At 60.9% G+C, this 12,191-nt stretch carries 14 protein-coding genes and 1 tRNA gene; 9 read left to right on the top strand and 6 right to left on the bottom strand.

The features are described 5' to 3' along the window. Positions 1-53: 53 nt before the first annotated feature. On the bottom strand, positions 54-683 hold the full coding sequence (locus BM110_RS04655) for a DUF1780 domain-containing protein (protein ID WP_010213242.1): 630 nt from the start codon (positions 681-683) through the stop codon (positions 54-56). A 101-nt stretch (positions 684-784) separates the two neighbouring features. Between BM110_RS04655 and BM110_RS04650 the strand changes: the two genes are divergently transcribed. Next, positions 785-1,474 (top strand): energy-coupling factor ABC transporter permease, encoded by a 690-nt coding sequence (locus tag BM110_RS04650; RefSeq protein ID WP_093119926.1) that lies wholly within the window; start codon positions 785-787, stop codon positions 1,472-1,474. 66 nt (positions 1,475-1,540) lie between these two features. After that, positions 1,541-1,756, top strand: coding sequence for a hypothetical protein (locus BM110_RS04645; RefSeq protein WP_003171680.1), 216 nt, complete (start codon positions 1,541-1,543; stop codon positions 1,754-1,756). Here BM110_RS04645 and yacG read toward each other — a convergent pair. The 4 genes from yacG to BM110_RS04625 are packed head-to-tail and all read right to left on the bottom strand — an operon-like array spanning position 1,753 to position 4,641. After that, positions 1,753-1,953, bottom strand: coding sequence for a DNA gyrase inhibitor YacG (gene yacG, locus BM110_RS04640; protein ID WP_003188437.1), 201 nt, complete (start codon positions 1,951-1,953; stop codon positions 1,753-1,755). The genes BM110_RS04645 and yacG overlap by 4 nt on opposite strands. Further along, positions 1,950-2,573 (bottom strand): dephospho-CoA kinase, encoded by a 624-nt coding sequence (gene coaE / locus BM110_RS04635; RefSeq protein WP_071491080.1) that lies wholly within the window; start codon positions 2,571-2,573, stop codon positions 1,950-1,952. Before coaE ends, yacG begins: the two co-directional genes overlap by 4 nt. Next, entirely contained in the window at positions 2,570-3,436 is an 867-nt protein-coding gene (locus tag BM110_RS04630; protein WP_093512539.1) for a prepilin peptidase, read from the bottom strand. Before BM110_RS04630 ends, coaE begins: the two co-directional genes overlap by 4 nt. After that, a complete protein-coding gene (locus tag BM110_RS04625; protein WP_093119922.1) occupies positions 3,433-4,641 on the bottom strand; it encodes a type II secretion system F family protein in 1,209 nt (402 codons plus the stop codon). Before BM110_RS04625 ends, BM110_RS04630 begins: the two co-directional genes overlap by 4 nt. Before the next feature lie 193 nt (positions 4,642-4,834). On the opposite strand from BM110_RS04625, the gene BM110_RS04620 reads away from it, so the two are divergent. The 4 genes from BM110_RS04620 (at position 4,835) to BM110_RS04605 (ending at position 7,264) form a co-directional block, all read left to right on the top strand. Further along, positions 4,835-5,257, top strand: coding sequence for a pilin (locus tag BM110_RS04620; protein WP_093119920.1), 423 nt, complete (start codon positions 4,835-4,837; stop codon positions 5,255-5,257). Between the two features lie 35 nt (positions 5,258-5,292). Next, the gene (locus BM110_RS04615; protein WP_093512537.1) at positions 5,293-6,693 is read left to right on the top strand and encodes an O-antigen ligase family protein; all 1,401 of its coding nucleotides are present in this window, start codon (positions 5,293-5,295) and stop codon (positions 6,691-6,693) included. A 48-nt stretch (positions 6,694-6,741) separates the two neighbouring features. Then, positions 6,742-6,814 (top strand) — tRNA-Thr (locus tag BM110_RS04610). A gap of 144 nt (positions 6,815-6,958) precedes the next feature. Further along, positions 6,959-7,264 carry a DUF6388 family protein gene (locus tag BM110_RS04605; protein WP_033903347.1) on the top strand — a complete coding sequence of 102 codons (306 nt, stop codon included), beginning with the start codon at positions 6,959-6,961 and terminating at the stop codon, positions 7,262-7,264. A gap of 47 nt (positions 7,265-7,311) precedes the next feature. On the opposite strand, the gene nadC is transcribed toward BM110_RS04605, so the two are convergent. Next, positions 7,312-8,160: a carboxylating nicotinate-nucleotide diphosphorylase gene (gene nadC / locus BM110_RS04600; protein ID WP_093512535.1), complete on the bottom strand. Its 849-nt coding sequence runs from the start codon at positions 8,158-8,160 to the stop codon at positions 7,312-7,314. 190 nt (positions 8,161-8,350) lie between these two features. Here nadC and BM110_RS04595 point away from each other — a divergent pair, with 190 nt between their 5' ends. The 3 genes from BM110_RS04595 (at position 8,351) to ampE (ending at position 11,959) form a co-directional block, all read left to right on the top strand. After that, entirely contained in the window at positions 8,351-10,501 is a 2,151-nt protein-coding gene (locus tag BM110_RS04595; protein WP_093512533.1) for a DUF1631 domain-containing protein, read from the top strand. A gap of 61 nt (positions 10,502-10,562) precedes the next feature. Beyond that, entirely contained in the window at positions 10,563-11,126 is a 564-nt protein-coding gene (gene ampD, locus BM110_RS04590; protein ID WP_093512531.1) for a 1,6-anhydro-N-acetylmuramyl-L-alanine amidase AmpD, read from the top strand. Then, positions 11,123-11,959 (top strand): regulatory signaling modulator protein AmpE, encoded by an 837-nt coding sequence (ampE, locus tag BM110_RS04585; RefSeq protein ID WP_092240660.1) that lies wholly within the window; start codon positions 11,123-11,125, stop codon positions 11,957-11,959. Before ampD ends, ampE begins: the two co-directional genes overlap by 4 nt. Positions 11,960-12,191 lie beyond the last annotated feature (232 nt).

Raw genomic sequence — 12,191 nt, 5'->3', positions numbered from 1 at the left:
GGCCTCGTCAGGTAGACGTTGCAAAAGGGCGCCACGTTACAGTCCGGGTGGGCTCAGAGGCTGATACCTACGTCGAACACTATGCTGCGGCCCAGGTTGTTGCGCAAGAAATCCGGTGCGTCGGGGTGAGCGAACAGCACCCGTGCAAAGGTCGGCCCCACCAGCGACAGCGAGCGCCAGCCCTGGCGCAGGTATTCCGTGGGCGGCGGAAAATGGCTGTTGAGGTCGAGCACTTCGCGCTTGAGGCTGGTGAAAGCGACGATATCCAGTTCGCCCAGGTCCATTCCGCGCTCTTTATAGTTATGCGCCTTCTTGCGCAGCGTGGGCGCCAGGCGCAGCAGAAACTCGTGGGCCGGGATGCGCCTCGGCTTGGCTTCGCGCCGTACCAGTTGGCTCAGGGAAAACGCACTGCGCCGACGCAGCAGTTCATCGCGCCATTCGTCATTCAGGCGGCGACCCTCGTCCAGCACGAAAAACACCTCGAAGCTGGCGTCGCGAAACAGCACGTCCGGCGGCTCTTGCCCGGCGGCGTGGAATTCTTCGGCACGGTAGGGCACGTTCAAGCCTTGCAGCAGGCGCTGGCAGACCCAACGCTCACGCTCCCATTTGCGGGCATTGGACAAGAACGCGTTGGCTTGTTCGGCCGCTACGGTGAGCAGGCGCAAGTAATCTGAGTCATCCATAGCTAGCAGCTTAGCGCCCAAACGATGACCGCAGGAAGTACCCCTGTGAAACGTCGGTGTAGACTGATCATCCGACTCTATTCGACCCGGGGAGTATCGCCGTGATCAGTGCCGCCATGTTGGCGCCGACAACCATGAGCATCGGCTCGCTCCTGTACGCGCCGGTGGTACTGTGGGCGATCCTGCGTTCGCCGTGGGTCGAGTTGTTCGCCGACCGGCGCCGCCAGCATTTGCTGTTCGGCACGGTGTTCGCGTTGTTCATGCTGTGGCTGGTGCGGCGGGATTTTGATACCGGCGTGTCCTACCACTTCATCGGTATGACGGCCGTGACCTTGTTGCTGGACTGGCCCCTGGCAATTGTCGGTGGTTTTGCCGCCCAGTTGGGCTTGATGCTGTTGGGGCGCCAGGATCTCGCTGCCCTGGGCGTCAATGGCCTGTTGCTTATCGGGTTACCGGTGCTGGTCACTGAAACCTGCGCGCTGCTGGTCGAGCGTGCCCAACCGCGCAATCCCTTCGTGTATATCTTCTGTTCCGGTTTTTTCGCGGCAGCCCTGTCGGCGCTCTTGTGCCTGCTGTGTGGGCTGGGGCTGTTGTGGTTCGACGGGCGTTTCGCCATGCCGGAATGGCTGGAGGATTTCGTCGGCTACCTGTGGTTGATCATCTTCCCCGAGGCCTTTATCAACGGCATGGTCATCAGTGCCCTGGTGGTGTTTTGCCCGGAATGGCTGGAGACCTTCAACCGCACGCGCTACCTCTCGGCGCCCTGGAAGGACGACGATTCGCAGCGTTGACCTGGATCAAATCCCGCGCCGCCGAGCAGGCCCATGCTCTGCGAAATTTTTCCAGGAGCGCGGATCATGAGTGTGTACGAATGGGCTCGGCAGGAGTTGCGCAGAAGCCAGGATGCGGCACAGGAAATCGGTTTTGACCCAGGCCTGACCTTGCGCGCCATGCTCAGCGCAGTGGTGCAGCAGAGCAAGGGGGTGCGCAGTTTCGAAGACCTGGCCGACGAGCTGCAATACCTTGCAGAGAACCTCGACGACCAGCAGGAATACGCCTTCATGCGCCCTTAGTGGCGCGGGGGCAGGTCTTCGGAAAACAGCTCGTCTTCGGCATCCGGGGCTACGGGAATCTTGTGTTCTTCAGCGGCCCAGGCGCCCAGGTCGATGAGTTTGCAGCGGTCCGAGCAGAACGGCCGGTTGAGGTTGGTCGCTTTCCATTCCACGGGTGCGCCGCAGGTCGGGCAGTCGACGGTCAAGGGTTGGCTCATGATCGGCCTCCACGCAAAGTAAGGTAAAAGTGGTGCAGTCGCTCGACCTCGCTGTGCAGCCAGGCAAGGTCCTGGTCATTGACCAGTACATCATCGGCATGTTTCAGGCGGTCTTCGCGGCTGGATTGGGCCTTGAGGATCGCCTGCACCTGTTGCTCGTTGATGCCGTCGCGCTGCAGGGTACGCTGAATCTGCAGCGATTGCGGCACGTCGATCACCAGGATGCGCTGGGTCATGCTGTACTGGCCGGATTCGATCAGCAGCGGCGACACCAGTATCGCGTAAGGCGATTTTGCGCGTGCCAGGTGGCTGCGGATCTCCTCGCCAATCAACGGGTGCAGCAAGGCTTCGAGCCAGCGCCGCTCTTCGGGTACTTCAAAGATCAGCTTGCGTAATGCGGCGCGGTCCAGTTGGCCGTCTGGCTGAAGTACGCCAGCACCAAAGTGCTCGGCGATGCGCTCCAATGCCGGCCGACCAGGCTCTACTACCCAGCGGGCGGCGTGATCGGCGTCCACCAAGTCGATACCCAGGTCGATAAAGTGTTGGGCCGCCGCGCTTTTGCCGCTGCCGATGCCGCCGGTAAGGCCTAGAATCCAGGGTGTTGCAACGCGAGTGGTCATCTGAAACCGACAGACTGCAAATAGAAGTCGCTTATTTGACCACCCCAGAGCAATGCAATCCAGCCGGCAGTCGCCAGATACGGTCCAAAAGGCATCGGTGCCGATGCCAGGGTGTTGCGCAGGCGCATCAGGATCAAGCCGACAAATACCCCGACCAGTGACGACATCAACAGCGTCATCGGCAGGATCTGCCAGCCACCCCAGGCGCCGAGCACCGCCAGCAACTTGAAGTCGCCGTGGCCCATGCCGTCCTTGCCGGTGGCCAGCTTGAACAACCAGAACACGCTCCACAGGCTCATGTAGCCAATCACGGCGCCCCACAGGGCGTCGGCCAATGTTGTCAGCAGGCCGAGACTGTTGACGATCAGTCCCAGCCACAGCAGCGGCATTACCAGCACATCCGGCAGCAGTTGATGGTCGGCGTCGATCAGGCTCATCGCCAACAACCCCCAACTCAGCACCATCACCATTCCTGCCTGCCAGCCAACTCCGAAATGCCAGGCCACCCAGGCCGAGATCAAACCGCATACCAGTTCCGTGAGGGGGTAGCGGATGCTGATCGCCCCTTGGCAATGCGCGCAGCGGCCGCGCAGGAACAGGTAGCTGAGCAGCGGGATATTTTCCCATGGGCGTATGGGATGGTTGCAGTGTGGGCAGCAGGAGTTGGGCTGCATCAGGTTGTAGGTCGGCCCGGCTGGTTCTGCGGGCAAGCCCAGCACTTCATGGGCCTGGGCGCGCCATTCCCGCTCGAGCATTTTCGGCAGGCGCCACACCAGCACGTTTAGAAAACTGCCGACGATCAGCCCCAGCACCGACGCTATCGCAACAAACGCCCAGGGATGCTCGCCCAGCAGCAGGCTCAAAATGCGCTCCCCAGTTGGAATACCGGCAGGTACATGGCAATCACCAGCGCGCCGACGATGCCCCCCAGTACCACCATGATCAGAGGCTCCATCAGGCTAGTGAGGTGATCGACCAGGGTGTCCACATCGGCCTCGTAATGGTTGGCGACCTTCTCCAGCATGCGGTCAAGCGTGCCCGACTCTTCGCCGATGGCCGTCATCTGGATGGCCATGCCGGGAAACAGGCCGCTGACGGCCATGGATTGATTCAGTTGCATGCCAGTGGATACGTCGTGTCGCATATGCTCGATTGCCTGTCTGAACGGCCCAGAACCGGCGGCCCCGGCCACCGAGTCCAGCGCCTGCACCAATGGAACACCGGCGGCGAAGGTGGTGGACAGCGTGCGGGCGTAGCGGGCCACGGCCGATTTTCTCAGCAGTTTGCCTGCAACGGGTGCTTTCAACAAACCGGCATCCAGCCACAGCTGGAAAGCCGGTAAGGCATGGTAGGCGTGGCGCAACCCAAAACCCGCGGCAAGCAGGCCCAGTGCCACGCCCCACCAGGCTCGCTGCATGAACTCGGACAAAGCGATCACCTGCAAGGTGAAGCCGGGCAGTTTGCCGTCGACTCCGGCGAACAGGCTTTGGAACTGCGGCACTACGTGGACCAGCAGCACGCCGGTGACCAGGCTGGCGACTATCAGCACGGTGATCGGATAGGTCATGGCTTTTTTGATCCTGGCCTTTAACTGCTCGCTCTTTTCCCTATGAATCGCTACGCGCTCCAGCAAGGTTTCAAGGGCACCGGCCTGTTCGCCGGCCGCCACCAGGTTGCAATACAACTCATCGAAACAGCGCGGATGCTTGCGCAACGCGTCGGCAAGGCTGGTGCCAGCGGCGATTGACTGTTGCAACCCCTGTAGCAGCTCGCGCAGCGTAGCGTTGTCAAAGCCTTCGCTGATGATGTCGAGGGCTTGCAGCAGCGGAATCCCGGCCTTCAGCAAGGTTGCCAGTTGGCGCGTGAGCAGGGTGATATCCGCTGATTTGATAGATGGCTTGAGGCCCGCTAGAACTGGAGAATGCTTGCGTACAAGCCCTGGGCTGATGCCTTGTCGGCGTAGCTGAGCCTTGACCAGGGCAGGGTTGTGCCCGGTGCTGTGCCCGGACACCCTGCGCCCTTTGCGGTTGATGCCTTCCCAAGCGTAGATCGTTGAAGCGTTGTCCATGTCACCGTTCCGCACAGAGGTCGTTGAAGATGTATAGCTTAGTCAGGTGACGGATTCGGACAGGCGGGCGGTGGCGGATAAAATGTCAGAATGTGCGTCCTGTGCGCGATTGACGGCCTGCGGATGAGTACACTGGCGCCGCTGCACAACACGGGGCGCAGGAAGCGCCTTGTCATGAGTTCTATCCTGGAGAGTGAATGTGAGACGTCAAAAAGGTTTTACCCTGATCGAGCTGCTGATTGTCGTTGCAATCATCGGCATTTTGGCCACCATTGGCCTGCCCATGTACACCACGCACCAGGCCAAGGCCAAGTTCACTGCAGGGCTGGCTGAAATCACCGCGTTGAAGCCCGGGTATGAAGACACCCTCAACCAGGGCACAGTGCCGACCTTGGCATTGATCGGCGGCACTAGCCCCACCGCCAATTGCACGATCAACGTGACAGGGGATGTGGCTACCGGCGCGGGCACCATCAGTTGCGAAATACTCGACGCCCCTGCGCCGGTGTTGGGCAAGACCATCAGCCTGACGCGCAACGCCACCACCGGTTGGAAATGCAGCACCACCGCTGATGCGAAATATGTTGCCAAGGGCTGCGGCGCCGACGGGGCATAGTTGCCGAACCATCCACAGGGAAGTTGAGGCGGCCGATGGCTTTATCTATACAGCAGCGTGGCAGTGTTTTCCTGGTGACAGTGGTGTGCCTGCTGGTGGCCGGAATATGTGCACCCTTCAGTGGGCATGATTTGCAGCGGGCTATGCAGATTGCCATCGGAGCGTGTGCGGTGCTGTATGGGGTGTCCGTGGTCCCTGTCGGCCAATTGTTGGACAGGCCAACCGCCCTGGGCCTGATACTGATTATCGTGCTTGGCCTGGTGTCATCCATGCTGGCCCATCAGCCGCTCTGGGCACTTGCCGAAATGGCGCTGTTTGTCAGTTGCGGGTCGATTGCCGTGGCGTTTGCCTTGCTGCGTCGCCAGGGCGGTGAGCCTTTGGATCGCGCCTTGGTCATGGTGGTGGTGCTGCTGTGTTTGATCAAGTCGATTCAATACCTGTATGCAGGCACACTTGTGTTTATCAGCGCTGAACGTGCGCTGGACCCTGACCTGCTGCTGTCCGGTTTTTCCAACAAGCGCTTCTACGGCCAGTTTCAGACGTTCACGCTGCCGCTGTTGGCGCTTCCTTTGTTGATCCCTGTGATCTCGCGTCCGCTCAAGGGGGCGGTGTTCGCGTTGCTGTGCGTGTGGTGGATGATTGCGATCGCCGGTGGTACGCGCGGTACCTGGCTTGGCATGTGCGTGGCCGGGGGTGTGCTGGCTGTACTTGGCGCCTCGGGGCGACGATGGCTGGGTTGGCAACTGGCCGCGATGTTTGGCGGGCTGCTGCTGTACTGGCTGGTGTTTGCGGTAGTGGCGGATTACCTGGGGGTCGAGGTCTCCAAGAGCGCCAGTGACCGCCTCACCACCTCCCTATCGGGCCGCGGTCCGATCTGGTGGCAGGCTTGGCATATGATCGTGGAATGTCCATGGTTGGGCTTCGGACCGATGCATTTTGCCGATATCGCCAATGAAATCGCCGCTCATCCACACCAGGCCATCCTGCAATGGGCGAGTGAATGGGGTGTGCCATCGGCCTTGTGCGTGGTGGCTCTGGCGTGGCGAGGCGGCTGGGCGACGTTCAGCGTGTTGCGTGAACGAGCGCTTTCCAACACTCGTGCTGATCTGTTGCGGCTATGCCTGTTTGCGGCCTTGGTAGGGGCGTTGGTGCAGTCCATGGTCGACGGCGTGATGGTGATGCCCAATTCCCAGGTCTGGCTGGCGCTGGTGGTGGGCTGGCTGATGGCGTTGCATGTGTGGAAAACCCCGGGAACCGCCGCGTTGCCACTGGCCTGGGCAGCCTGGAAAGTGCTGAGTGTGCTGGCCGTCGGTCTGCTGGTTTTTATCGCAGCTCGCGATGTGCCTCACATCAAGCAAGCCCAGCAGCAGTACCTGGACACTCATGTCGACCTGCTGCAACCCCGTTTCTGGGCCCAGGGCGTGATTGCGCGCTGAAGGCCGCAAGTTGCCGGACTCCCAATGCAGTGCTAGCTTTAGCCCACCGCCCGTGTAGCTCAGTCGGTAGAGCAGCGCACTCGTAACGCGAAGGTCGCAGGTTCGATTCCTGTCTCGGGCAAAAAGGCACCATGGCAACACCGTTTTCAGATGATCCCAGAATGGTTCTGAAGGCCAGACGAGCCGGCATTTGAGCCTGCTCTTTTGTATCTGCGCAACCTTGATGACCCAGATGCATCCCCATTCCTCGATCTAAGAGAACAACATGACCACGACTGAAATGACCCAGGAAGTTCGGCATCAAGCAGCCCTCGAAAAATACCTCGAGGAATCGCCGCAGCTTAAAGAAGAGATCAAGGACCTGAGCGCCGATGATCAGCGCGACCAGATCCAGTGGGCATTCGAGGATGAAGCCGAGAGCCAGGGCTATCAGCCTTGGGAGCTGACCCTCAAGTACACCTCGACACCGGAAGAATTCGAAGCGGCACGACTGGCCTTGCACAAAGAGGCGGCCGAAGTGCTGGGTGTCGAATGGGAAGAGTACTGCGAGATGAATGACCTTGTAGTCTGAAGTGTGTAGTGAGCGGGCTGCCCCCGCTCACTACCGCTTGCAACGGTCTAGATACTCAGGCGCATCGACAAATCCACCGCCTTCACATCCTTGGTCATCGCGCCAATCGAGATGTAGTCCACCCCTGTCTCCGCGATGGGCAGCAGGGTGTCTTCATTGATCCCGCCGCTGGCTTCCAGCTTGGCCTGGCCGCCGTTCAGGCGCACGGCTTCACGCATGTCTTCCAGGCTCAATTCATCCAGCATGACGATGTCCGCATCTGCGGCCAGGGCTTCGCGCAGTTCATCCAGGCTTTCCACTTCGATTTCCACCGGCTTGCCGGGTGCGATCCGGTGTGCGGCCGCAATCGCCTGGGCAATGCCGCCGCTGGCCGCGATATGGTTTTCCTTGATCAAAAAAGCGTCATACAAACCAATGCGGTGGTTGTGGCAGCCGCCGCAGGTCACTGCGTACTTCTGCGCCAAGCGCAGGCCCGGCAGGGTTTTGCGGGTATCCAGCAGCTTGACCTGGGTGCTGGAAACAAAGTCCGCCAGAAATTGGGCACGCGTGGCGACGCCGGACAGCAGTTGCAGGAAATTCAGTGCGCAGCGTTCGCCGCTGAGCAGCGAGCGCGCCGGGCCTTCAAGGTGGAACAGCACCTGGTTGGGGCTGACGCGTTCGCCATCGGCCACCTGCCAATGCACGGCTACCCGTGGGTCCAGCTGGCGGAACACCGCATCCACCCAGGCGGTGCCGGCGATCACTGCGGCATCGCGGGTGATGATGGTGGCCGTGGCCAGCCGTTCGGCCGGGATCAACTGCGCAGTGATGTCGCCGCTGCCGATGTCTTCCAGCAGTGCGCGGCGCACGTTGGCTTCGATTTCGGCGGTGAGGTCGGCAAGACGGAGGTTCGGCATAACAGGCTCCACAGACAAAGTGCCCCGATTATAGGGGCAGTGCGCGTCTGAACCCAGCGACCTGCTCATTTACCGCCAAATGACAGAGTGTGCTGGCGCAAACCCCCTTGTTTGCAAGATAATCTCGCGCCTTGCAATTGGCGTCATAGCTTTGACGTCTCGCCCAATACCGCCGTTTCAGGAGGCCAGGATGCACAATGACGGAAAGGTGGTGCCAATCAAGAAGGCGCATGCCACGCCATCGCCGCTCGCCCGACTGCCGGTGGTGTTGCTGCAGGTTCGCGACAAAGCGGCGCAACAGTTGCAGCAAGGGTTGCAGGAGCTGTTCGATAACGCCGACGACACACTGTTCGAAATGGCCGACAAGGCGCGCAACAACCTCGATCACCATATTTTCTTTGAAGCCATGCGTGATCTGCGCCTCAAGCGCAAGAATTTCGAACGTGTGTTCATGGAGCGTCTTTTCGACGCCTTTGCCAGTCTGGGCCAGGCAGGGCGGGGCGAGCTGCAACTGGTGCCGGTGGTTTCCTACGACGGCGTGCCGGGTTCGACCAGGGACGACCTGGAAAAAGCCGTGGCGCTTGACGCCATGTTGGGTCGGGTGCGCCACCGTGACGGCCTGGCTCTTGCGCAACTTACGGCACGCTTGAGCGCTTTACTGGGCAACCGTCTGGATGATCGTGAGAACCCGCTGGGGCCGGCGCTGCTGTGTGAGTTTTTCCTGCGGGCGGGGCGCAGCCTGGGCGTGGAGATCCGCGTCAAACTGGTCATGCTCAAGCTCTTTGAAAAATACGTGCTCAGTGACGCCGACCAGCTATACGGTGAAGCCAATCAACTGCTGGTCGCAACCGGCGTCTTGCCTGAACTCAAGGCCGTACCGTCACGGCGCATCGATGGGCGTGCGGCACCCGAGCATCCGCGCGAAGCAACTTCGCCAGTCGCCGACCGGTCCGGTGACGAAAATGGCCAGGAAGCCTTCGCCGCGCTTCAGCCGTTGCTGACGGCGGTGCGTGGCAGCGTGGCGCCGACGCTTGAGGCCAGCGCCGAGCCGTTGCCCATTTCCACCCAGGACCTGCTGCGCCTGCTCTCCCATTTGCAGCAGTACGTGCCGGAGCCTGAGTCGGAGGACGATTTCGACCTGCGCAGCCAGCTTGAACAATTGCTCACCCGTGTCAGCGTCAAGAGTGGTAAGTCGCGGGTGGTGGAGGACGCGGACGAAGACGTGATCAATCTGGTCGCGCTGCTGTTTGAGTTCATCCTCAATGACCGTACCGTGCCCGATGCCTTCAAGGCCCTGATCGGCCGCTTGCAGATCCCTCTGCTGAAAGTGGCGTTGCTGGACAAGAGTTTTTTCAGTCGCGCCAGCCATCCGGCGCGGCGCCTGCTCAATGAAGTCGCGACCGTCGCCATGGGCTGCAGCCCGTGTGATAGCCAGGCATGCGACCCTCTCTACCTGCGCATCGAGCAAGTGGTGCAGCGCCTGCTCAACGAATTTGTCGAAGATCCGGCGATTTTTTCTCAATTGCTCGCCGAGTTCAGCGCGTTTGCCGCCGAGGAACGTCGGCGCAGCGACTTGCTCGAACAGCACACCCGCGATGCCGAAGCCGGGCGTGTGCGCACTGAAGCCGCCCGCCAGCGTGTGGCTGATGTGCTGAATAAACGGCTGTTGGGCAAGGTCCTGCCGCGTCCTGTGGTGCAGTTCCTCCAACAGGCCTGGAGCCAGGTGTTGCTGCTGGCGAGCCTCAAGCACGGCGAGCAGTCAGTGCAATGGCAAGCTGGGCTGCGCACCATGGACGAGTTGATCTGGAGCGTCGGCCTGCAGCAGGACACCGAGGCCGGGCGACGTTTGCTGGACCAACTGCCGGGTTTGCTCAAGGCCTTGCGCGACGGTTTGACCAGCGCGGCGTTCGACCCCTTCAGCACCCGAGAATTCTTTGTGCGCTTGCAGGCGTTGCATATCCAGGCACCTGAAGGCGTTGATGAGCTGATCGAGGTGCGTGAGCCATTTGTGCTGAGTACGGCGTCACCCGACCCGGTCACCGAGCTGCCGGGTAACGATCCTGACCTGTACAAGGCTCTCCAACTCAAGGTGGGCGACTGGGTACTCTTCCAGGAAGGCCAGGCCAGCACGCTGCGCTGCAAGCTGACAGCGATCATGGCGCCGGCCAACACTTATGTGTTCATCAGCCGCACGGGGCTCAAGGTGTTGGAAAAGAGCGCCGGCCAACTGGCAATGGCGTTCAAGCGTGGCGCACTGCACACGCTGGAAGACGGGCCCCTGTTCGAGCGCGCCCTGACTGCTGTGGTGGACAAGCTGCGTCAACTCAATCGCGGCAAGTGATCGCAACCGGAGGGTCTAACGCGGCATACTGGTCACACTTTGTATCGTTCAAGGAACCTGTATGCAGTTGGACCCCACCATCGGTTGGTGCCAGGGCATCCGTCATTGCCCTTCGCCCAACTTCAACGAGCGCCCCGCCGGCGAAATCTCATTGTTGGTGGTGCATAACATCAGCCTGCCACCGGCGCAGTTCGCCACCGGCAAAGTGCAGGAATTTTTCCAGAACCGCCTGGATGTCACGGAACATCCCTACTTTGAAGGGATTGCCGACCTACGGGTATCAGCGCATTTTCTGATTGAGCGTGATGGCGCTGTGACGCAGTTTGTATCCTGCATCCACCGTGCCTGGCACGCCGGGGTGTCGTATTTCGAGGGGCGGGACACCTGCAATGATTTTTCCCTGGGGATAGAGCTGGAGGGCACGGATGATCTGCCGTTCACCGACGCTCAATATGCCGCACTGATCGACCTGACCCGCCAGTTGCTGGTGGCTTACCCAGGCATCACCCCTGAGCGCATTTGTGGTCACAGCGATATCGCTCCGGGACGCAAGACCGATCCCGGCCCCGCTTTTGATTGGACGCGCTTTCGCAGCGCCCTGCAGGATGGAGGACACGCACGATGAGTTTCCTGGTGTTGGTGCTGGCTGTATGGATCGAGAAGTTTTCGGCCCTGCGCCAGCGGTTGCAGCGAGATGGTGGTTGGTTGCGCGAACTGGCCAAGCTGGAATCGAGCCCGCGCATGGGCAAGCAGCCCTGGCTGATTCTGGCGTTGCTGGTGTTGTTGCCGGTGGCCTTGCTGGCGCTGTTGCTGCTGGTGCTGGAGCCGGTGGCGTACGGGCTGCTGGCGCTACCGGTGCACCTGTTGGTGGTGATCTACAGCCTGGGTCGTGGTGACCTGCTTGCCGGGCTTGGTCCGTTCCGCGATGCCTGGCGACGGGGTGACCTGCAGGCCGCCGAGCATGTGACCGAACGTGACCTGAGCCTGAGCGCCGACAGTGGCGAGCAATTGCTCGAACGCGTCCAGGGTCATCTGTTATGGCAGGCCTACCAGAGTTTTTTCGCGGTGATTTTCTGGTACTTCCTGCTGGGCCCGGTTGCCGCACTGGCTTATCGGCTGCTCGCACTGGCCAGTGAACACAGCAAAAACCCTTTGGTAGCCGAGCGGGCCGGGCAACTGCGCCACGCGTTCGATTGGCTGCCGGTACGCCTGCTGGCCGCCAGCTTTGCCCTGGTCGGAAATTTCGTTGCGGTCAGCCGTGTGATGCTCCATGAACTGCTGAGCTGGGACATCAGCGCCGCCCAACTGGTGGAAAAAGTCGGCCTGGTCGCCGCCGAAATCCCACCCCCTGCGGTCGGTCCCGATGGCATCAACAGCCTGGACCGACTCTGGGAACTGTTGCTACGCGCAGCGGTGCTGTGGTACGCCGGCTTCGCCATCTGGACCGTCCTACCCTGACCCTGTAGAAGCCGGCTCGCCGTAGTGAGCAGTCTCGCCTGTGGCGAGCGGGCTTGCTTGTGGCGAGCGGGCTTGCCCCGCGTTGGGCTGCGAAGCAGCCCCCCCAACCATTAACCTTAAGTTACAAAACTCCCTCTCAAATTGAGCTATACAGATGCTGGCTAACTGCCGCCCTGCACCTCAATAAAAATAAAAGAAAGGGAGTTCACCTGTGAAGAGCTTGCTCTATCCC

The organism is Pseudomonas sp. NFPP28 (assembly GCF_900115535.1).
GTDB lineage: Bacteria > Pseudomonadota > Gammaproteobacteria > Pseudomonadales > Pseudomonadaceae > Aquipseudomonas > Aquipseudomonas extremorientalis.
Note: the sequence above shows the minus strand (reverse complement) of the source record. Positions and strands in the feature narration are given on the sequence as shown.

Bases quoted from the DNA above. Each gene is read 5' to 3' on its own strand.
- BM110_RS04655 (WP_010213242.1), bottom strand. From the start codon at position 683: ATGGATGACTCAGATTACTTGCGCCTGCTCACCGTAGCGGCCGAACAA.
- BM110_RS04645 (WP_003171680.1), top strand. From the start codon at position 1,541: ATGAGTGTGTACGAATGGGCTCGGCAGGAGTTGCGCAGAAGCCAGGAT.
- yacG (WP_003188437.1), bottom strand. From the start codon at position 1,953: ATGAGCCAACCCTTGACCGTCGACTGCCCGACCTGCGGCGCACCCGTG.
- coaE (WP_071491080.1), bottom strand. From the start codon at position 2,573: ATGACCACTCGCGTTGCAACACCCTGGATTCTAGGCCTTACCGGCGGC.
- BM110_RS04625 (WP_093119922.1), bottom strand. From the start codon at position 4,641: ATGGACAACGCTTCAACGATCTACGCTTGGGAAGGCATCAACCGCAAA.
- BM110_RS04615 (WP_093512537.1), top strand. From the start codon at position 5,293: ATGGCTTTATCTATACAGCAGCGTGGCAGTGTTTTCCTGGTGACAGTG.
- BM110_RS04605 (WP_033903347.1), top strand. From the start codon at position 6,959: ATGACCACGACTGAAATGACCCAGGAAGTTCGGCATCAAGCAGCCCTC.
- nadC (WP_093512535.1), bottom strand. From the start codon at position 8,160: ATGCCGAACCTCCGTCTTGCCGACCTCACCGCCGAAATCGAAGCCAAC.
- BM110_RS04595 (WP_093512533.1), top strand. From the start codon at position 8,351: ATGCACAATGACGGAAAGGTGGTGCCAATCAAGAAGGCGCATGCCACG.
- ampD (WP_093512531.1), top strand. From the start codon at position 10,563: ATGCAGTTGGACCCCACCATCGGTTGGTGCCAGGGCATCCGTCATTGC.
- ampE (WP_092240660.1), top strand. From the start codon at position 11,123: ATGAGTTTCCTGGTGTTGGTGCTGGCTGTATGGATCGAGAAGTTTTCG.